Annotated in this window: 18 protein-coding genes; 8 read left to right on the top strand and 10 right to left on the bottom strand. The window is 35.8% G+C overall.

The features are described from left to right. The first annotated feature begins 22 nt into the window (after positions 1-22). Positions 23-784, top strand: a complete 762-nt coding sequence (locus tag NZ853_07935; GenBank protein ID MCS7205612.1) for a beta-ketoacyl-ACP reductase — start codon at positions 23-25, stop codon at positions 782-784. On the opposite strand, the gene NZ853_07930 is transcribed toward NZ853_07935, so the two are convergent. Together NZ853_07930 and purE are read right to left on the bottom strand one after the other, a co-directional pair. After that, positions 771-1,985, bottom strand: a complete 1,215-nt coding sequence (locus tag NZ853_07930; protein MCS7205611.1) for a 5-(carboxyamino)imidazole ribonucleotide synthase — start codon at positions 1,983-1,985, stop codon at positions 771-773. The two genes, NZ853_07935 and NZ853_07930, sit on opposite strands and share 14 nt — an antisense overlap. After that, positions 1,966-2,472: a 5-(carboxyamino)imidazole ribonucleotide mutase gene (gene purE / locus NZ853_07925; GenBank protein MCS7205610.1), complete on the bottom strand. Its 507-nt coding sequence runs from the start codon at positions 2,470-2,472 to the stop codon at positions 1,966-1,968. The genes NZ853_07930 and purE overlap by 20 nt, the downstream gene beginning before the upstream one ends. 57 nt (positions 2,473-2,529) lie before the next feature. On the opposite strand from purE, the gene NZ853_07920 reads away from it, so the two are divergent. Both NZ853_07920 and NZ853_07915 read left to right on the top strand, forming a co-directional pair. Further along, entirely contained in the window at positions 2,530-3,681 is a 1,152-nt protein-coding gene (locus NZ853_07920) for a hypothetical protein (protein MCS7205609.1), read from the top strand. A gap of 4 nt (positions 3,682-3,685) precedes the next feature. Further along, positions 3,686-4,384, top strand: a complete 699-nt coding sequence (locus NZ853_07915; GenBank protein ID MCS7205608.1) for an HAD family hydrolase — start codon at positions 3,686-3,688, stop codon at positions 4,382-4,384. Between the two features lie 2 nt (positions 4,385-4,386). Here the strand turns inward: NZ853_07915 and NZ853_07910 are convergent, their stop codons facing one another. Both NZ853_07910 and miaB read right to left on the bottom strand, forming a co-directional pair. Beyond that, complete coding sequence (locus NZ853_07910; protein ID MCS7205607.1) at positions 4,387-5,067, bottom strand: queuosine precursor transporter; 681 nt, start codon at positions 5,065-5,067, stop codon at positions 4,387-4,389. A gap of 1 nt (position 5,068) precedes the next feature. After that, complete coding sequence (gene miaB / locus NZ853_07905; protein MCS7205606.1) at positions 5,069-6,385, bottom strand: tRNA (N6-isopentenyl adenosine(37)-C2)-methylthiotransferase MiaB; 1,317 nt, start codon at positions 6,383-6,385, stop codon at positions 5,069-5,071. 295 nt (positions 6,386-6,680) lie between these two features. Here miaB and NZ853_07900 point away from each other — a divergent pair, with 295 nt between their 5' ends. Further along, entirely contained in the window at positions 6,681-7,526 is an 846-nt protein-coding gene (locus tag NZ853_07900; protein ID MCS7205605.1) for a flagellin, read from the top strand. A 61-nt stretch (positions 7,527-7,587) separates the two neighbouring features. Then, positions 7,588-8,457: a flagellin gene (locus NZ853_07895; GenBank protein MCS7205604.1), complete on the top strand. Its 870-nt coding sequence runs from the start codon at positions 7,588-7,590 to the stop codon at positions 8,455-8,457. Here NZ853_07895 and NZ853_07890 read toward each other — a convergent pair whose 3' ends face one another. The 6 genes from NZ853_07890 to NZ853_07865 are packed head-to-tail and all read right to left on the bottom strand — an operon-like array spanning position 8,458 to position 14,886. Then, positions 8,458-9,333, bottom strand: a complete 876-nt coding sequence (locus NZ853_07890; GenBank protein ID MCS7205603.1) for a hypothetical protein — start codon at positions 9,331-9,333, stop codon at positions 8,458-8,460. 15 nt (positions 9,334-9,348) lie between these two features. After that, entirely contained in the window at positions 9,349-10,596 is a 1,248-nt protein-coding gene (locus NZ853_07885; GenBank protein ID MCS7205602.1) for a HEAT repeat domain-containing protein, read from the bottom strand. Further along, positions 10,593-12,629 carry a tetratricopeptide repeat protein gene (locus tag NZ853_07880; protein MCS7205601.1) on the bottom strand — a complete coding sequence of 679 codons (2,037 nt, stop codon included), beginning with the start codon at positions 12,627-12,629 and terminating at the stop codon, positions 10,593-10,595. The genes NZ853_07885 and NZ853_07880 overlap by 4 nt, the downstream gene beginning before the upstream one ends. Positions 12,630-12,635: 6 nt before the next feature. Further along, the gene (locus NZ853_07875) at positions 12,636-13,124 is read right to left on the bottom strand and encodes a hypothetical protein (GenBank protein MCS7205600.1); all 489 of its coding nucleotides are present in this window, start codon (positions 13,122-13,124) and stop codon (positions 12,636-12,638) included. A gap of 5 nt (positions 13,125-13,129) precedes the next feature. After that, positions 13,130-13,603: a 6,7-dimethyl-8-ribityllumazine synthase gene (gene ribH, locus NZ853_07870; protein MCS7205599.1), complete on the bottom strand. Its 474-nt coding sequence runs from the start codon at positions 13,601-13,603 to the stop codon at positions 13,130-13,132. Between the two features lie 2 nt (positions 13,604-13,605). Further along, the gene (locus NZ853_07865; protein ID MCS7205598.1) at positions 13,606-14,886 is read right to left on the bottom strand and encodes a thioredoxin domain-containing protein; all 1,281 of its coding nucleotides are present in this window, start codon (positions 14,884-14,886) and stop codon (positions 13,606-13,608) included. Positions 14,887-15,067: 181 nt separating this feature from the next. Here NZ853_07865 and NZ853_07860 point away from each other — a divergent pair, with 181 nt between their 5' ends. The 3 genes from NZ853_07860 (at position 15,068) to NZ853_07850 (ending at position 20,293) form a co-directional block, all read left to right on the top strand. Continuing rightward, complete coding sequence (locus tag NZ853_07860) at positions 15,068-15,370, top strand: hypothetical protein (protein MCS7205597.1); 303 nt, start codon at positions 15,068-15,070, stop codon at positions 15,368-15,370. A 96-nt stretch (positions 15,371-15,466) separates the two neighbouring features. Beyond that, on the top strand, positions 15,467-16,876 hold the full coding sequence (gene fumC, locus NZ853_07855) for a class II fumarate hydratase (GenBank protein ID MCS7205596.1): 1,410 nt from the start codon (positions 15,467-15,469) through the stop codon (positions 16,874-16,876). Positions 16,877-17,095: 219 nt separating this feature from the next. After that, positions 17,096-20,293, top strand: coding sequence for an efflux RND transporter permease subunit (locus NZ853_07850; GenBank protein MCS7205595.1), 3,198 nt, complete (start codon positions 17,096-17,098; stop codon positions 20,291-20,293). Positions 20,294-20,318: the final 25 nt, after the last annotated feature.

The following is a 20,318-nucleotide window of genomic DNA, read 5'->3' as shown; positions in this document are numbered from 1 at the left end:
CAATTTTTTTTCTTTGTTTTTTATGAGTGAAAGACTCTTCAGTGGTAAAGTCGCATTAGTGACTGGTTCAGCAAGAGGTATCGGGAAAGCGATTGCAGAGGATTTAGCCGAATGGGGTGCCAATCAAGTGATTTTAGATTTACGGTATGAAGACTGTGAAAAAACTGCCAATGAAATTTCAGAAAAATACAATGTCCGATGTTTACCTATAGCATGTGATGTTACCAAAAGCGACCAAGTTCAAGAAGCAGCAAATAAAGTCAAAGCAGAGTTTGGTGGTTTGGATTTTTTAGTTAACAATGCTGGTGTCATCAGAGATAATCTACTTATTCGTATGAAAGAAGAAGAATGGGATTTCGTTATCAACGTCAATTTGAAAGGACCTTTTTTAGTTACAAAAGCTTTCTTACCTATGTTAATGAAAGCAAAAGACGGTGGCAGAATCATCAACATCAGCTCCATCTCTGGCTTAGTAGGACAGGTGGGACAAGCCAACTACGCAGCAAGCAAAGCTGGGTTGATCGGTTTTACCAAAGTTGTAGCAAGGGAATACGCCAAAAAAGGGATTCTTTGCAATGTGATCTGCCCAGGTTATGTAGAAACTGATCTTACTGCTGTTCTCCCTGATGCCGTGAAAGAAGAACTCCGAAAATCCATTCCTTTAGGTCGCCCCACTCAAGTGAAAGATATCTCACGTATGGTTCGCTTTTTGTGTTCTGATGATGCCTCCTTTATTACTGGAAATGTAATTCGTGTGGACGGGGGAACCGCTATTGGTTTATAAATTCGTGAGCATAGATTTTTCTTTCTAACTCTTCAATGATTGTTTGAACGTGGTGGAACTCCGATTGAAGCACTGTAATATGCCCCATTTTTCTTTTTTGTTTAGCCTCTTTTTTCCCGTAGTAATGAAAATATGTTTTTGGGTATTTTAAAATTTCTTCTACGAGATAAGGTTGTTCGTCTATTCGATTGAAAGAAACCAGGTTCAACATACCCGCATAAGAATGAGGCTTGGGTTTATGAACAGGAAGTTTACTGATGGCTCGAACATGTTGATGGAACTGGGAATAATCATAAGCTTCAATCGTAAGGTGCCCTGAGTTATGAGGTCTTGGAGCCATCTCATTGAAAAAAATTTCATTTTCTTTATAAAAAAATTCAATTGTCAATAATCCAATATAATCAAAATCCCTCATAAGTTGGGTGATTTTGTTTTGAAGTTCTTCAAGGAATTGAACTTCTTTTTGTAGAGAAAGAAAGGTTTTTCTTAAAATCCCATCTTTATGATAGTTGATGAAAGGATGAAAAAACTCTATTCGGTAGTTCCCGTTTTGATCCTTGATGCCACAAGAAATCACACTAAACTCAAAAGAGAAGTTCAATCGTTCTTCGATGATGATTTCAATCGTGTCTTTTTTGAAAGCACGAAAAATCTCACTTAGTTTTTGTTCGAAGTCACTGAGCGTAATGGTTTGTGAAGGAAAGAAAATCTGGAACTTTCCGTCATAACCACCCTCTGCTGTTTTTATGATCCAGTCGATATTTGTTTTTCTTAGCTCATGATAAAGTGTTTCTATGGATTCTTTTTGATTCTGAACGGTCCTGATGGGAAAGATTTTGGGAATGCTGATCCCGTATCGATGGGCTAATTCTTTTTCTTTGTTTCGATTTTTGGAAATCTTTAGGATTTCTGGATTAGGATGGATAGGTATCTCTTTTCGAAACTCCAACAAAAGCTCGGGATTGACGTTTTCAAACTCATATGTAATCACATCACATTCTTTTACCATTTGGAAGATGGCTCCTTCATCATCATATGAAGCAACTATGGGTTTATGACAAATCTGCATTGCAGGGGCATCAGGATCAGGATCCAAAACATACACAAAAAACCCCATCTTATAGGCTTCATATGCCATCATCCTTCCTAACTGTCCACCACCAATAATCCCAATAGTTTTTTTAAGCTTGAAGTTTTTCATTTTCAGAAAGCACGGATTCTTTTAGTTGTTGATAGTATTCTTTGAGTTTTTGACTCAACTCTTTGTATTTGATACTCAAGATACGTATGGCAAGAAGTGCTGAATTTTTAGCTCCCGCATTTCCAATTGCTACGGTAGCTACAGGAATCCCTGCAGGCATTTGCACAATCGATAAAAGAGAATCCAAACCATTCAAGCTTTTGGATAAAATAGGAACTCCGATCACAGGAAGAGTCGTTATGGATGCCGTCATTCCAGGCAAATGGGCGGCTCCTCCTGCAGCTGCGATGATTACTTCAATTCCTCGTTCTTCAGCAGTTTTTGCGTACTCAAACATCCACTCGGGAGTGCGATGAGCAGAAACAATTTTCACTTCGTGAGGAATCTGAAAATTTGAAAGAATTTCCACTGCTTCTTTCATTGTTTCCAAGTCAGAAACACTTCCCATAATCACGCCTACGATTGGATGGCGTGGTAGCTCTTTCATGAAGTCAAAAATTTTTTTTCTCAAACGACGTCAAAGAAAATCATACTATCTCAACTTATGAAAATTCCTTTTCACAATAAAAGAAAAATTTTCTATGATGATTTTGAAGTGAAGCTAAAAGAAATTTTTCTTCGAGTCAGAGAACGCATTCAAAAAGCAAAACGGGATTTAGAAGAACGAAACCTTTTATTTAAAACTTCTCTTAGCAGTATTACAGAAATCATTTCTGAAGACTGGATTGAAAGAGCACTTCAAAAAGCACGAGAAACCCTTGCCCCATCGATTGATGAAATCCCCCTTAACTTGGAACTTCGAAAACTGGGTTTTTTTCGAAAAATCTTCGAAAGAACGTTTCCTGTTACTTACGCCTTTCGCCTGAGGTACCGATACGGAAGAGAATTCTTGGATGAATTCATGCCTATATCGTATGATACCTTTCTTGGAAGGGGTTCCTACAAATTCGTTTATGCTCTTCCCTGGAAGATGGTGATCAAGGTTTCAAAAATGATTCTACCCTCGGATCCTCTTTGTGGTAGTTTATTTACAGAAGTAAGAAAAAAACCTGAGCGTTTTTTGACTTCTGAAGAATTACAACTTTACGAACACTTTTCTAAAGGTCTGAATCGTTTCCAAAAAGAATTTTTGTGGTTTCAGTTTTTACGTTTGGGATTAGAACGTTATCACTATGCCATTGTGAAAGAAAATCTTCCTGATCTTATTATCCCTACGAGGTTTTTTATAGGAATGCAATACCGAAGACATTTTTTGAATGATAGCGTGTTTTTTGCCATCAAACCAATGGATGTTCAGGTTCTTTTAGCAGGAAAACACCTAAAAGAACTGATTAAATCAGGAAAAAGGGTTTATCCAGAAAATTTACTTTTGCGCTGGATAACACCTCCAAAGTATAAATTCGAATTTGACATTGGGGTATTTTCAAACATCAAAAAAAGAGTTCTATACAAAATCAAAGAAGATTTGCAAAGACTTGCTAACTTCACACAACGATTAGCCAGAGAAGAAAAATTGATCTTAGATATCCACACAGAAAACATCATCATCACCATTCCTGAGTTTGAATTGAAATTGTTTGATTTTCATATTTTTGATGAACATCTTTATGATTACGATGACAAGTTGCTAAAAAATCCTGAGAAAGAACACATTGATGTAATTGAACAATTCATCGAATCTTTTGATTTGGAGTAATTGTATGAAAACCCAGTTGATGAATGAAGATTTAGAAAAAATCCTAAAGCAAATACGACACCTTTTTTTCGATATTGATGGAACCATTTTCTCAAGTGTAGAGATGCTTGAAGAAGTTTACCAAGAAGCCATGAAGGAATATTTTCGTGAAGCCAACATCGAACGAAAACTTCCTTCATTTGATGAAATTATACTCCATATCGGTTTGCCGGTAAAACAAATCTTTGCTAATCTTCTTCCAGATATCGATGAAGTTGGCAGAGAAAAGATCAGTCAAAAAATTTTAGAAATCTTTGTAAAACGAATCCAAAACGGAGAAGGACTCCACTATCCAAACGTAAAAGAAACCATCGAATATCTATACAAAAAACAATATAATCTTTTTGCTGCATCAAATGGAAGAAAACCCTATGTAGAAGCTATCTTAAAAGCCAATCAGACTTATCCTTACTTCAAAGAAATTCCGACATTAGATTACCAAAAAATTCATGACAAAACCCAATTGGTCGCATATATCATTCAAAAATACCAACTTGAGCCTAAGCAATGCGTTATCATAGGGGATCGAGACTCGGATCGAAAAGCAGCTTTCGAAAACGGGATTTACTTTATAGCCGCTGATTACGGACACGGTGACCAAAAAGAAAGAGAAGGAGCTATACTTCACCTTCAATCTTTCGAGGATATTAAAAAATATTTATAAATTTACTCATCTTTTAGGGAGAAGGGAGTAAAATTCGTATGATAGTCATAGTAGTCTTCTTGTTCAGCTCTTTTGAGAAAATGAACCACTATGTAAGTAAAAGGTGTCATGATAGCTTCCCAAAATACTTTGAGTAAATAATCATTAAATGTCACTTGTATAATGGTTCCGATCCCCCAATATCCGTAAAAAGCAAAAGGATAGAAAATCAAAGAATCAACCGCTTGACCAACAACTGTAGAACCAATGGTTCTAGACCAAAGGTACTTTCCTTTCGACCAAATCTTCATTTTTGCTATCACATAGGAGTTAGCAAATTCTCCTGCCCAATAACCAATCAAAGATGCTAAAGCAATTCTGGGGGTCATACCAAAAGCAATTTCATAGGCTTCTTGATGTTTCCAATTGGGGGATGGTGGTAGACTCACAATCACGTAGCTCATGAAGGAAGCAAAGGCGAGAGCGGCAAAACCCACCCAAACAGTCCTCCGGGTTCTTGCATAACCATATACTTCCGTCAGAATATCTCCAAAGATATAGCTGAACGGGAAAAAGAAGACACCAGCACCAAACTCAAATCCAAAGACAATCGCAACTTTGGCTGGTCCAATGATGTTCGATGTAAGAAGCACTGTGACAAATGCCACCATCACGAAATCAAGGTATTTGTAACGTCGCTGCATCTTATATCACCTTCCCTATCAAGGTTGCCTTGGTAGCATTTGTGATTTCGACTTTTACAAAATCCCCCACTTGATAAAGTTCGTTGGGATCAGGAAATACAACGACTTTTCCCGATGTTGTTCTTCCCATCCAATCTTTTTGGGATTTGCGGCTTTTTCCTTCAATCAAAATTTCATAGACTTTGCCGATTTCTCTTTGGTTTTTTTCTTTACTGATGGAATTTTGAAGTTCAATCAAAAGATTGAGTCTTCGGATTTTTTCTTCATAAGGAATGTTATCTTTATATTTTCTTTTCGCAATTGTGTGTTCCCGTTCAGAGTAATAAAACATATATGCCATATCAAATTGCACAGTTTTGACTACCTCCAAGGTTTCTTCAAAATCCTCCAAGGTTTCGTCAGAAAAACCTACGATAATATCGGTTGATAAACCCACTTCTGGGATCTCACTTCTGATTTGATGGACGAGCTCTAAATATTCTTCTCTGGTATAGTTTCGATGCATTCGTTGTAAAATCCTTGTGGAACCCGATTGCAAAGGTAAATGGATGCTATTGCAGAATCGTGGTTCTTGAGACATAAGCTTGATGAGTTTTTTTGGAAAATCTTTGGGATGTGGTGAGGTAAAACGAATCCGTTGAATGGAAGTTTGATCTAATATCATTTGAACAAGATCAGTAAAATCATAACCTTCATATCGATATGAATTGACGTTTTGTCCTAATAGCGTGACTTCTTTAATCTGATGACGTTCAATCAGGTTTTGAATTTCTTTGATAATGCTTTTTGGATTTCTACTTCTTTCTCTCCCACGAGTATAAGGTACCACACAAAAAGAACAAAAATTATCACATCCCCGCATGATGGTAACAAAAGCACTACAACCTTCGATTACTTCTGGTTCTATGTCATCATATACTTCGTTCGAGGAAAGTTTTGTTAGTTGAAATTTGTGCTCTTTTTTGGTTCGGATTTGCTCTACAATCTCTGGCAAATTCCGGTAGTTATCGGGTCCCAAAACAATGTCGATGGGAAGCCCCATCGCAAACAAATCATCCCCTAAATTTTGTGCCATACAACCAATGATAGCAATAATGATTGAAGGATTACGTTTTTTTATAGAGTAAAGGGATTGAAGTTTACCATATACACGTTCTTGGGCATTTTCCCTCACCGCACATGTGTTAATCACAATCACATCGGCTTGATCTTCGGAATTAGCAACCTCGAAATTTTTTTTGAGAAAAAAGGTCCTTACTATACCCGAATCATAAACGTTCATCTGGCAACCGTAAGTTTCAATAAAAACTTTGTCCATACAAATCCAAAAAAATTTTAATTTTCAGGAGTAGGAATAATTTTTACCTTCAATGTCGTAAATAAAACTCAAGAAATGAACTTCATAAAATCTTTGTAAACTAAGATATTTTTATTTATCAATATTTGTTGACAATAAATTTTACTTAAAAAGTATAAAAAAATGCTAAAATTATATTGTTAAATTCCGATTTTTTGAAGCTTCGCATTAAGTTAGCTTGATTTTTTTCCGAATTTCGAAATGGGGAAATAAGAAACTTTTAATAAAATAGCCCCATAGCTTTAGGAGGAAGCGAATGATTATCAATCATAACTTGTCGGCGGTTAACGCCCATCGTGTTTTGAAATTCCAAAACATGGAAGTTTCCAAAGACATGGAAAAACTTTCCTCTGGACTCAGAATCAATAGAGCAGGTGATGATGCCTCAGGACTTGCAGTTTCAGAAAAAATGAGAGCACAAGTTTTGGGTTTGAGGCAGGCAGAAAGAAATGCAGAAGATGGTATGAGCATGATTCAGACTGCAGAAGGTTATCTACAACAAATGACAGATGTTTTGCAAAGAATTCGTGTCCTTGCAATCCAATCAGCCAATGGGATTTATACGCCAGAAGATCGTCAGATGATCCAAGTGGAAGTTTCTCAATTGATTGATGAAATTGATCGGATTGCCTCTCAAGCAGAATTCAACCGAATGGCTTTGCTACAAGGGCATTTTGCTCGTGGTTCACGTGTTTCTTCGATGTGGTTTCACATTGGACCCAATCAATACCATCGAGAAAGAGTTTATATTCAAACCATGACGGCTTTGGCTTTAAACTTAAGAAGAATCGATGGTGGGATTGTAACATTATCTGTTCCTGAGTCCGCGAATAATTTGATTGGTATCGTGGACAGAGCATTGGATAGAGTCAATAAACAAAGAGCGGATCTTGGAGCCTATTACAATCGGTTAGAACATGCAGCAAAAGGTTTGATGGTTGCGTATGAAAATACCCAAGCCTCTGAATCAAGGATACGTGATGCAGACATTGCAGAAACGATTGTGAGTTTTACAAAAAATCAGATCCTAGTTCAAAGTGGAACGGCAATGTTGGCTCAAGCAAACATACGACCACAATCCGTACTACAACTTTTGCGATAAGATCGGGTTCTTAATATTATATTTTTAGATTTTTATATATCTCTCTATAGATACAGCTTTAATGAAAATCCATCATAATCTAAATGCTCTACATTCTCATCGAATGATGAAGTTTCATCTTTGGGAGCTGGAAAAATCTACTGAAAAGGTTGCTACTGGTTTAAGAATCAATCGAGCAAGCGATGATCCTACAAATTTAGCTGTTTCCGAAAAAATGAGAACCCAGATCAAAGGCATCCAACAAGCAGAAAGAAACACCGAAAACGGAATGAGTCTACTACAAACCACAGAAGGATATTTACAACAAACTACAGAAATTATCCATAGAATACGAGCTTTAGCCTTGAAGTCCAGTAATGGGATATACTCTCCAGAGGATCGGCAACTCATGCAAGTTGAAGTTTCTCAATTGATTGATGAAATTGATCGGATTGCTTCCCAAGCAGAGTTCAATCGAGTCGATCTTTTGTTGGGAAGATTTTCAAGAACTTCTCGAATTGGTTCAATTTGGTTTCACATTGGTCCTAATGCTTACCAAAGAGAAAGAACGTTCATTTCCACCATGACGGCAAGATCTTTGGGTTTTCGTGATGAAACAAACAAAACACTAAGTATCTCCACACCCATCACAGCAAACAAAATGATTGAGGTTGCTGATAGAGCTCTGGATAGAGTCATGAGGCAACGAGCTGAATTAGGGGCTTTTTATAACCGTTTAGAGTATGTTGCCAAAACCCTGATGATTACTTATGAAAACTTTCAGGCATCAGAATCAAAGATTCGAGATGCTGATATTGCCGAAGAAATCATTAACCTCACAACGAAACAAATATTAATGGAAGCTTCTACTTCGATGCTAGCACAATCAGGAATTCGTCCAGAAATTGTGTTAAAATTACTAAAAACATCCAATTCTGCATCAGAGTCATAATTACTTATCAAAGATGCCAAAAAAATAATCTTGTTCTTCAATAGACAAGCCACGATTAGGATAGGCTTGATCATAAAATAAGGCAGCTAAAATTTCAAATCTTTCATCAAATGGAAGTTGGTTTTCTTCCCAATAAATATTTCTTCTTTTAATTAAATACATGATTGTGTCATCCTCTGCAGAAAAAGAAATTCGAAGTTCATTCATTTTTCGGATTAGCCAATTCAAATTCCACGTGATATAATCCCCCAAAACTTCTAAATACGCCAAAGTGGGTTCAAACTTCATCAGGGTTTCGCAAAGATAAAAAACTGTTCTATAGCTTTCTGGATTTCGTCTGGCTTCTTTCATTAAGTTGGAGATTTGTTCATGATACGTAAAAGTTTCTCGATAAGATTCTAAAATAGTTGTTGTGTGCTCAGGATATTCATTAATTACTTCAATCACATCCAAAAATCGATTTTTCTTCATGGCTTCGTTCAATATAGGATAACGCTCATCAAATGGAGGATCAATCAAAGGAATGTATAAATATCGAATTTCTGTTTTGAATTTTGAGTCTTTTGGAATATAATATTCAATCTTAATAGGCTCTACATAATAATCATAGATTTCTTCTCTTGGGATTTTTGGAACTATATCTAAGGACTTTAGCTTTTTTACATCATCTGTGATGACCTTTTTCCCTTCGTAGCGAAAACTTTCTTTTCGTATTCTTTTGATATCCCCTTTTGTGGCTAGTCGCTTTCTTTTGTAGAGAACATCTTCTGACCGGATGATTTCGTCTGCAAATGGCTTTCTTTTTCTGACTTTTTCTGTGATTTGTTGGCTGGACTCTAATGTGTCGACGTTTTCTAATTTTTTCTCTTCGTTCATATTATTAAAAATAAATCAAAAAATTTGAAATAATCTTTTCAATTGGACTTCTTCACCAAAACTTAAATAGGGTTGTAGAGCTGAATAAATCAAGTATTTCTCTTGATGATTTAAGAACTCTTTATAGTAATTCAAGCTTTCCAAAAGGATTTTGTAGTTTCGTTCATTCACAAGAGAACTAAGAGTATAGACAATTTCTAAATGCACAGAAGATTCTTTTTCTTTTTCCAAAAAGAATAATAAATCTTCTAAATAATCACTTAATTTTAATTCTTGGATTGTTTGCAAAGATAGTAATCGTATCTTCGGATTTTGATTGGATAACAAATGAATCAAGACTTTTTGGGGATCCTTGCCAAATCGACTTAATAACAAAATCCCTTCGATAATGAGTTCATCATCCTGCTCAATCAATAGTTGGTTCGAGACCGCCTGAATAAAGTTGGGTTGTGGAAAATTCTTTGCTGCAATCAAAGAGGCTTTTCTGATACTTTTGTTAGGATCACTAATTCCCGCTAACACATAATTTTGATATTGTGTTAATGATTTTTCTCCTATAATTTCAATCATCACTTTCTGAACTTCTTCAGTTTCTGTTGGATAATTTCTAAAAATGTAAAAATGTTCGTTCTCATATTCTGAAAGAGCTCTGATGGCGTAAATCCTAACAGATTTGTTTGGATGTTGGATCAGCTCTCGTAAAAATGGAATCAAACGATTATCTTTGTAATAATAGCTGATTTCTAAACCATATATTTTTGTAAGATTACTGGGAGATTTTAGATACTGAATGATCACAGGAACGATTTGATCACTACTTAGTTCCTGTAATACTTCCAAAGACATCCTACGAATTTCATACTCAGGATGTTTTGTTAAACGGATCAAAGCATAAATCAATTTTCGTTCTTTCCACTTTTTGATCAAATTCAAAGAAGGAATCAATACTTCCTTAGAACGCTTGATTGTCAAAAATTCATCTAATAGAATGTGCCAATTTGGAAGAACCCATTCCAAATCCTGACCTAATAAATCAAAAATGCGAAGAACCAGTAAATGCTCTTCTTCGTTTTCACTTTCTAACAAGAAATTCGCAGCAATACGAAATAAAACATATTGTCGTGTCTCATAACTTAACCATATAGCACGAAGCCGATCTTCTCCTCCTTTTTCCAACATTTGGTATAAATTTTCTTTCGAGAGGTCAAGACCTAAAATTTTCGTATTCAAAAATACAAATAAAAAAAACAACATCCACCTCATCGTTTCCCTTCAAGATAAGCTATGGTTTTTTGCCTATATTGAAGAGCTTGTTCATCAAAGGGATCTATACTTAAGACTTTATTGAAGGATTGTAGAGCTCGTTGGTATTCTTTGTTAGTATAGTAGGCTTCTCCCAAAGTTAAATAGACTTCTTTCATCAAACTTGGGGGTAATTCCTCATACGTCATGGGAAGTAAAATTTCAATTGCCTGCTCTATGTCAGTTAATGTTGAACTCGCTAAATGTATCTTGGCTTTGATGATTTTTAATTTCGGATCTTCGTTATCTAAACGAATTGCCTTGTTGATCCATGTTTTCGCAAAATCCAATTGTTGAGTATCTTTTGTGAGAAGATAAATCTCCGCTATGTGCATTGCTGATTCTTTTTTTTGCTCTATACTTGAGTCAATGGATTCAAAAACCTTTAGAAAATGAGCAATGGCTTGATCATAATTTTTTAGGTTTTTGTATAAAAGTCCGTATTCATAATTAATTTTACTTGCATTTCCTGAATGAATGTTAATCTTCTTTAATTCTTGAAGTGCCAAATCATAAGAACCTAAGTTTTGATAGGCTTTTGCCAAAATGATATGAAGCTTTTCTTTTTCTTCGGGATTTACGCTGGATTTATCTAAGGCATACTTCCAAACTTCAATTGCTTTGTCTTTCCTTCCCCCATGATAATATGCCCTTCCTAATTCGTAAAGGACTTCCGCTTTGGGGTTGGGATCAATATCTACAGCTTTCTTTAGAACAAACACTGCATCTTCATACCTTTCCATTTTAATGTAAAGGTTTCCTAATTCTTTGAGGGCTCGGATGGTATCTTCTGTTCCCGGAGTTCGATTGACAATTTTTCTGTAAACTTCAGCTGATTTTAAGTAGTCATTCTTTTTTTGATAAAGTTCTGCTAATCGAAACAAAGTAGGTATGTGATCAGGATGATATTGGATGGATCGCTCTAAAGTTTTGATGGCTAAATCTAAATCCTGAAATTCTTCAAAAGCGTAGGACAATTTTTCAAAAACTTCTGGATCGGTAGCTCCTAAGTTCATGGCTTTTTTAAAAGCTTCTTTTGCTGAAACTTCATCTTTCAATCGTAGGTAAATTACTCCCAAATTATAGTAGAATTTGGCATTATCGGGCGCAAGTCCCACAGCTCTTTTGTAATACTCCAATGCCCTCTCGTATTGATCGACACTATAATAAATCTGCCCTAAATACGCTAATACATTTGGAACTAATGCATGAGTTGGATAGAGAGTAAGAAAATGTTGAAATTCAACCACTGCTTCTTGAGCTTTCCCCTGACGTAATAAAGAGATTGCTAAATTATAACGATTGATTGGTTCTTCGGGTTCTAACTGAACTCCTCGACGGAATTCTTTTTCTGCTTCCGATGCCCCTTGTACATTCATGAGAAGATTGCCCGTCAAAAGAGCTACTAAAGAGTCATTCGGAGACAACGTCTTTGCCGTCTCTGCTAATCGATAGGCTTCATCGACATTTCCCAATTTGTATTCCGTAATTGCCAAATTCACTACCGCGGGTATATAGTTTTCTTTGAATTTTAATGCCAATTGAAAATAATGTTTTGCTAAAGGAAATTTTTCCAAATCCAAAGAAATGATACCTAAGTAAGTATATGCAACAGATTTTTCTAATGGATCTGCCGAGTGATTAATGATTGACTGGAATTCCTTTTCAGCTTTGCTCAAGAAACCTTCTTTGTAAAGTTTTACCGCTGATTCTAAAGCTGGTGTGATGAGCTCTCGTGGATAGTAATATTTTTCTTTTAGAGCTAAACTTAGCTCGGGTAAGTTTTTTAAAAAAGGATCTTTACCTTCATTGACTTGTTCTTTTGATTTCTGCCAATACCAATAAAAACCTCCAATCAAAAAAAACACCACAATGGCTGTAAAAGCACCTATCAAGATATAAAAATACTTTTTGGGAATGGTTTGTTGTGATTCTTCTTGCTTATGTGGAGGCGACTCTTCCGGAAGATCAAGAAGAATTCTATTTTTATCCATAGAAATTTAATTTTCTTGTTGTTTTTGTAAAATGAATTTATAAATTTTATCTAATATCGCATTAGTATATTTGACTGCATGGTCGTCATCATACTTTCGTGTCAACCTACAATAAGAGTCAATAATGATGGAACCAGGGAATTCACCTTTAAGTAGTTCATAAGTTCCTAATTTCAAAACACAACGCACTATACTCGAGAGAGTTTCTAAATTCCTTTTGCTGTATTTTTGCAAAATCTTTTCTATTTCTATCTCTAATTCAGCTGTTCCTAAAATTAAGTCTTCTATAAATTTACGTTCTTCGTCGTTTAGATTTGAATGAACCCACTCCAATTTTATGATTTCTTCTGAGGGAACGTGAGCTACTTCCATCTGAAATAGCCCCTGCAAAGCAATCTCTCGAAGGTTAAAATTTTTGTGCTTAGCATTTGAACGTGGATCGGGTTTTTTCGTTGGTTTTAATCGAATATAGATTCGTTTTTGTGGTTCTGGCATAGGTTTTATAGCTTTTCTATTTTGTGATACAAATCACACATTTCCATGAGGGTAATAGCACCTTCGTAGCCTTTATTTCCTGATTTTGTTCCTGCACGTTCAATGGCTTGCTCAATTGTATCCGTAGTCAAAACCGTAAAAATTATCGGAATGTTTGTGTCCATGCTTGCTCGGGCAATCTGGCTTGCCGCTTGACTTGCTACGTGATCGTAGTGGTCGGTAGCTCCCCGTATCACACAACCAATGCATAAAATCCCATCATAATTTTTTGTTAGAGCAATCTTTTTAGCCGTTGATCCCAACTCAAAAGAACCTGAGACATAAAAAACATCGAAATTCTCTTCGGGAACTCCATGTTTACGTAATGCCAAAAGAGCTCCTTCTTTGAGCCTTTCGGTGATAAACTCATTCCATCTTGAAACCACAATGGCGTATTTGTATTTTGGAGCATTTAGTAATGAACCCTCATAAACGTTCATAGTTACTTCCCTTGTTTTTTCATCCGCTCGTTAAACTCTTGATAGGCTGATTCTCCTTCTTTCTCGTAAACCAAGGCATCCAGTAAATAAAAGAAGTAGGTTTCATCAGGTGTTCCTCTTGAGACAAGTCGATTATTTACTAACACTGTAGGAGTAGAATTTATACCTACAATTCTAGCATCTTCGACATCACGGTTGATCTTTTGTTGAGCAAAAGGACTTGTCATACACATAAAAAGCTTATTCCATGGAATGTCTAAGTTCTTGCTTATTCTTTGTAATTGCTCTAAATCAATGGGAAGTTGTTGATCTTGCAAAGCAAAGATTTGATGATAGAATTCTGCAAATTGTGGGTAATCCCCGGCACAAACGGCAGCTAAGGCACCGTTGCAACGCCAATCACCATAAGGCTTTCTCGGAGGAGAGGTAAGGTCTTTATTACAAGTTGAATCCAACGGAAATTGACGATAATACACTAAAATTCGTCCAGGCCATCTTTGCAAAGCTTTTTGTAAGAGTTGTGCAGTATCATAACAATGGGGACAAAGAAAATCAGCAAACTTATGAATCACAATATAGCCATCTAAACTTCCTTCGTAGGTTTTTAGATCCTTGGTTGATAAGGAGTATTCTTTGAGAGCGTAAAAATCATTCAAGTAGTCTTTGACTTTATCTGATGGAAGTAATACGCTTTTGGTTTGAGAAGTTGCTTGAGTATTCTCAAAAGCATAGAAGACTCCTACTACAAGAGTCGCAAAGATAATCGCCGAACCCAAGTTGATCAAACCTTGATTAAAAATCTTTCTTATGTAGATTTGAGGCTTGTTTCGATTCTTAAGCACCAACGACAAAATAAAAATGGCTAAGGTCACAAAATACGTATAAACACAAAGTAAACACGGCACGATCAACTTCGTAAAATTGATATATCCCAAAAAAGAATCAAAAATGACTCCAAAGATACTGGCATAAAACAAAAGCAATATTCGAGAATGATTGATTTCCGGATGTTCTGGTTTTTCTTTCAAAAAAGAATACCCAAACAAAAAGGCTAAAAATGAATAAAAAATAATACCAAAATAAGCAATAGGAATCCCAAAAATTTTCGAGTATTCACTTTCTCCCAGTTCTTTACAGCCATCAACCCCCTCAATCGAACACCCCATAGAGCCCGTGCAAATGTTTGGAAATCCATGCTTACAAATAAGTATGACAGACAAAATGATTCCAATGACGCTTATCAAAAATCCCGAAAGATAATAAATTTGATTTTTACTATGCATAAAAAACAAAATAATTTTTTTAATTTACGTGAAAAGCACAAACTATGAAGCTTGTTTCTGAATATTAACTATATTTTTTATTGTCAATTCACAAATCAATATTGTTGTCTTTTATACTATTGATTGACAAACAAAAAAAGATTTTGACAAAAAGATGAATAAAAATTATAATTTTTAATCCATGCCAATTCTGAAAGGAAGTGAAGAAGTTTTTATTCTTTATAAAAATCAAAAAATCCCATGTGAAATTCTCTTTGAAACAGAAAAAAGAATCAGTCTGAGGATTCCTGAAAATCCTTGGATAGAAAAACTAAAACACGAAGATCGATTAGATTTCGAAACCAAACAAGGCAACTATGATTGCTTCTTCCAAAGCAAAGTTGAATTTTTGGAAATGGACATATTGACAAAAACATATATTTTAGAAATTGATTATCCTCCTTCTTTCAGAAGAATTCTAAAACAACCAGAAAATCAAACATAATCATTTAAATCCTACTTTCCCGAACATCTTATTTTTTTTGAAATCGATTGACTCAAAAGAGAATTTCACAAAAGACTCAATTATCAGGAGAGATTTATGAGTGAAAAACAATACCGCATTGAAAAAGACACAATGGGTGAAATCCAAGTTCCCGCAGATAAGTATTGGGGTGCCCAAACCCAACGTTCGTTAGAAAACTTTAAGATAGGTCAAGATCACTTTCCACGTGAATTTATTTGGGCTTTCGGAATCATCAAGAAGGCATCAGCATTAGTCAATAAAGAACTAGGAGTTTTGGATCCTTACATTGCGGATTTGATTGTTCGAGCTGCTGATGAAGTGATTGAAGGAAAATTAGACGACCACTTTCCTTTAGTGATATGGCAGACTGGTAGTGGAACCCAATTCAACATGAACGTTAATGAAGTAATCTCCAATCGTGCCATTGAAATGGCAGGTGGCGAATTGGGCTCTAAAAAACCCGTTCATCCCAATGATCACGTCAATAAATCTCAAAGCTCGAACGATACTTTCCCAGCAGCGATGCACATTGCCACCGTAGAACGAACGTGGAATCACCTCATACCAAATATAAAAATCTTACGAGATACTCTCTATCAAAAATCCAAAGAATTCAAGGACATCATCAAGATTGGAAGAACCCATTTGATGGATGCAACCCCCATCACGTTAGGTCAGGAATTCTCTGGATACGTGGCTATGCTGGATTATGCTATTGAGAGAATCAAAAAATCACTGGATGATGTGTATAAGCTTGCCTTGGGAGGAACAGCGGTCGGAACGGGTATCAACGCTCATCCAGAATTTCCTGAACGAGTTGCGAAAAAGATCGCAGAACTCACAGGATTTCCTTTTGTGAGTGCTCCTAATAAATTCGAAGCGTTGACTTCCCATGGAGCTCTTTTGAACTTTCATGGAACTTTGAAAACCCTTGCAGCAGATTTAATGAAAATTGCCAATGACATCCGTTGGATGGCAAGTGGACCACGAAGTGGCTTGGCTGAAATCCGAATACCTGAAAATGAACCGGGAAGCTCCATCATGCCCGGGAAAGTCAATCCTACTCAAAGCGAAGCCATGACCATGGTTTGCTGTCAAGTGATGGGAAATGACGTTGCCATTAATTTCGGGGGTTCTGGTGGAAACTTTGAATTGAATGTTTATAAACCCATGATCATTCATAATGTCCTTCATTCCATTCGACTATTAGGTGATGCATGTAGAAACTTTAATGATAGATGTGCCATTGGAATCGAACCTATCTACGAAAATCTTCAAAAACACCTAAATAACTCTTTAATGTTAGTCACAGCATTGAACCCCTACATCGGATATGACAACGCAGCAAAGATTGCAAAGCACGCCTACAAAACAGGAAAATCCCTCAAAGAAGCTGCTATCGAACTAGGACTCCTAACAGCGGAAGAATATGATCGATATGTAAAACCAGAAGAAATGATTAAACCCAACTTAAAGGATATTTAATTGGGGAGAATTCTCCCCATCATCTACGAACTTCATTATCGAAGTTTTAATAATCAAAAAATGTAGTTATCCAAAAATATCATTAAATCAGTATTCCATTAAATAATAATTAACGATATTTCAGTCTGAAATACATTCTCATTTCGCAATAATTTTTCAGTAATTCTTAATCATAATAAAAATATTTACCATTTGGTTAAGGATAATTTTTATATATATATGCAAGCCATTATAGAATTTTTCCTTAGAAAAAGTATTTTTGGAAATACTTTGAGTCTTCTTTTGATTGGATGGGGAAGCTACGTGGCATTCACTATCAATCGTGAGGCATTCCCTCCAATCGATTTTGATGTAGTCGTAATTACTACCGTATTTCCCGGTGCTTCTCCCGAAGAAGTTGAAAAATTGATCACCAATCCCATTGAAGATCAAATCAAAGGTATTGAAGGAATAAAAGAAATACGTTCTTCTTCGATAGAAAATCGCTCAGGAATTAACGTTATTATTGATCCTGATGCAAAGAACCCACGAAAAGTGATTGAAGACATTCGCAGCGCAATTGATAGAGTAAACACTCTTCCCAAAGATGTAGAAAAACCTTTAATTATCGAAGTCTCATCAAGACAAATCCCTGTAATTGAAGTGAATTTATTAGCAGATGAAAATGAAGTTTCTTACAAAACTTTACGAGAATATGCAGAAATTTTAGAGGCAGATTTAAAAACGATCGATTCTGTTGCTAATGTATCGAGACGAGGCTGGCAAGATTTAGAATATGTCATCAAACTTGATCCGAAAAAGATTCAAGAAAACTACATAAGCATAGAACAAATTCTTCTATCACTCCAACAAAGAAACATTAATTTTCCCGGCGGTGAAGTTATCGTCAATGGGATGTCTCAAATTGTTAGGACAATAGGAGAATTTACTTCAATTAGTGATATTGAAAATTTCATTATACGTTCGAATGAACTGGGACAAGGAGTTAGAATAAAAGACATTAGCAGAGTAGAAGAAGATTTTGAAAAAGAACCTTATATTTACCGAACCAATGGGAAAATAGCCATCACCCTCATTGTTGCCAAAAAAGAGCAAGGAGACATCATCGACACTGTAGCCAGGGTTCAAGAGAAGGTTCAGAACTTCAAGAAACTCCTTCCCAACAACATCCAAGTAGAAATCCAAAATGATGTTTCTTTTTATGTGAAAAGAAGACTCAACATCTTAATCAACAATGCATTAACTGGACTATTTTTGGTAGTGGTTTCTTTGTTTTTCTTTTTAGGCTGGAGAACAGCCATCATGGTGGCTTTGGGAATTCCTATTGCCTTGGGAACAGCTTTTATAAGCTTCAAGTTTTTGGGAGTGACTCTAAATCTTATCTCTATGGTGGGGATGATTATTGTGATTGGTATCTTAGTGGATGATGCGATTGTTGTGAGCGAAAACTTCTATCGTTATTTGGAACAAGGGAAATCATCTTTTGAGGCAGCCGTAAAAGGAACCTCAGAAGTTATTGCTCCTGTTTTTGCTTCTGTGATCACAACCATTGTTTCTTTTGCCCCCTTGATGTTCATGAGTGGTATCTTTGGTAAGTTTGTGTATTACATTCCCTTAGTTGTGATTTTGACTCTTCTTGCTTCATTATTTGAAGCTTTTTTTATTTTGCCAGGGCATTTATATGATATCAACAAATTTTCTAAATCCACAAAAGAAATCAAAGGAGAAAGCAATCGATTTTATCAATTCCGCAAAAACATCTATGAACCCGCTCTCAAATGGGTTTTAAAACACAAATGGATATCTCTTGGAGCTACGGTTGGATTTTTGATTTTTTCTTTTGTTTTGCAAATTACTGTTGGAAAGTTCAAACTATTCACTGGGGCAGTAGAAGCCTTTTTCATCAAAATGAAGGCTGATCCATCTACACCGCTCGAAGAAATGGATAAATTCAATCAATACATAAGTAAAGTGATTGAGTCCTTACCCAAAGAAGAAATTGAAAACTACCGAACCGCTGCTGGAATTTCTCAACAAAACCCTACAGACCCTTTCACAAAACGAGGAACCAACTACGCAATGGCACTGGTATATTTAACACCTGAAGGAAAAAGAAAACGAAGTGGTGAGGAAATCATTAGACAGATTCGAGAAGAAACGGCGTGGCTCATCAATCCCAAATTTTTAGAAGGAATGGAAATTTTCAACCCCCATCAAAAATTCGAACCTAAAATCTTTCCTGAGTTCGAAAACCTTAAAGGAAAACTGGAGACACTTCAAATTGATTTGCTTCGAGGTGGACCACCCGTTGGTAGACCTGTTGCTGTGGAAATTGTTGGAAAAGATTATAAAATTCTTGAACAAATTGGAGAAGAATTCAAGGAAAGAATAAAAAAGATTGATGGTGTAAAAAACGTTGATGACGACTTTGAGCTAGGAAAATACGAAATCCGAGTCAAGATTGACGAAAGAGCTGCCTCAATTGCTAATGTAAGCGTAGAAAGTATAAGTTTGGTAATCAATGCTGCCTTCATGGGAGTAGTTCCTACTACAATCAAAAAAGGAACAGAAGAAATTTCTATAAGAGTTCGTTATGATGACCAATACCACAAAAGCATAGATACATTGTATTCTCTTTATGTAATGAATCGTTTAGGTCAACTGATCCCTGTAAAAAAATTAATCCGTATTGAAAAAAAACAAGGTGTTGTTGCTTATAATCATCTTAATGGTGAACGTCTTTTAACGGTCTTAGCCGACATTGATGAAAAACGAACCACCTCAGCTGAGGTAAACCAGCAAATTCGAAAGTTTATGAACGAAATCATAGAAAAATATCCAGGCTACACGGTAAGACTCGGTGGTGAAAACAAAGACACAGAAGAATCTCTGAAAAGCCTTCAACGTGCCTTTCTGATTGGTTTTGTGATTAATTTTATGATTCTTTCATCTTTATTTGGCTCGATTCTGCTTCCTTTTATAACGCTAATCACCATACCATTTGCTTTATCAGGGATATTCATTTCTTTTGTTTTACACCAACAACCCTTGAGCTTTTTAGCCTTAGTAGGATTTGTCGGGGTTGCTGGTGTTGTTGTGAACTCAGGAATTGTGATGATAGACTTCGCAGAAAAATTAAGAAAAAATAATCCTGAATTATCATTAGAACAAGTCACTATAGAAGCAGCTTCTTTACGACTTAGACCCATCATTCTTACAACTTTGACCACAGTTTTAGGACTCTTACCTACTGCTTACGGAATTGGTGGGAAAGACCCATTCCTTGTGCCATTATCTTTGGCTTTGGCATGGGGACTTTTATTTTCAACATTACTGACCTTGTTTATCATTCCACTTCTATTTTATAAATTCTCTTCCTTTAGGGAATGGTTTAAATTAAGATTTCAACCAAGGTAACATTAACAAAATTATTTGATTGCAA

It is taken from the genome of Leptospiraceae bacterium (assembly GCA_025059995.1).
Taxonomy (GTDB): Bacteria; Spirochaetota; Leptospiria; order Leptospirales; family Leptonemataceae; genus SKYB61.
Note: the sequence above shows the minus strand (reverse complement) of the source record. Positions and strands in the feature narration are given on the sequence as shown.

Bases quoted from the DNA above. Each gene is read 5' to 3' on its own strand.
- NZ853_07860 (MCS7205597.1), top strand. From the start codon at position 15,068: ATGCCAATTCTGAAAGGAAGTGAAGAAGTTTTTATTCTTTATAAAAAT.
- NZ853_07910 (MCS7205607.1), bottom strand. From the start codon at position 5,067: ATGCAGCGACGTTACAAATACCTTGATTTCGTGATGGTGGCATTTGTC.
- NZ853_07895 (MCS7205604.1), top strand. From the start codon at position 7,588: ATGAAAATCCATCATAATCTAAATGCTCTACATTCTCATCGAATGATG.
- NZ853_07880 (MCS7205601.1), bottom strand. From the start codon at position 12,629: ATGGATAAAAATAGAATTCTTCTTGATCTTCCGGAAGAGTCGCCTCCA.
- NZ853_07930 (MCS7205611.1), bottom strand. From the start codon at position 1,985: ATGAAAAACTTCAAGCTTAAAAAAACTATTGGGATTATTGGTGGTGGA.
- NZ853_07900 (MCS7205605.1), top strand. From the start codon at position 6,681: ATGATTATCAATCATAACTTGTCGGCGGTTAACGCCCATCGTGTTTTG.
- ribH (MCS7205599.1), bottom strand. From the start codon at position 13,603: ATGAACGTTTATGAGGGTTCATTACTAAATGCTCCAAAATACAAATAC.
- NZ853_07915 (MCS7205608.1), top strand. From the start codon at position 3,686: ATGAAAACCCAGTTGATGAATGAAGATTTAGAAAAAATCCTAAAGCAA.
- NZ853_07850 (MCS7205595.1), top strand. From the start codon at position 17,096: ATGCAAGCCATTATAGAATTTTTCCTTAGAAAAAGTATTTTTGGAAAT.
- NZ853_07875 (MCS7205600.1), bottom strand. From the start codon at position 13,124: ATGCCAGAACCACAAAAACGAATCTATATTCGATTAAAACCAACGAAA.
- purE (MCS7205610.1), bottom strand. From the start codon at position 2,472: ATGAAAGAGCTACCACGCCATCCAATCGTAGGCGTGATTATGGGAAGT.
- NZ853_07920 (MCS7205609.1), top strand. From the start codon at position 2,530: ATGAAAATTCCTTTTCACAATAAAAGAAAAATTTTCTATGATGATTTT.
- NZ853_07865 (MCS7205598.1), bottom strand. From the start codon at position 14,886: ATGCATAGTAAAAATCAAATTTATTATCTTTCGGGATTTTTGATAAGC.
- NZ853_07935 (MCS7205612.1), top strand. From the start codon at position 23: ATGAGTGAAAGACTCTTCAGTGGTAAAGTCGCATTAGTGACTGGTTCA.
- NZ853_07890 (MCS7205603.1), bottom strand. From the start codon at position 9,333: ATGAACGAAGAGAAAAAATTAGAAAACGTCGACACATTAGAGTCCAGC.
- miaB (MCS7205606.1), bottom strand. From the start codon at position 6,385: ATGGACAAAGTTTTTATTGAAACTTACGGTTGCCAGATGAACGTTTAT.
- NZ853_07885 (MCS7205602.1), bottom strand. From the start codon at position 10,596: ATGAGGTGGATGTTGTTTTTTTTATTTGTATTTTTGAATACGAAAATT.
- fumC (MCS7205596.1), top strand. From the start codon at position 15,467: ATGAGTGAAAAACAATACCGCATTGAAAAAGACACAATGGGTGAAATC.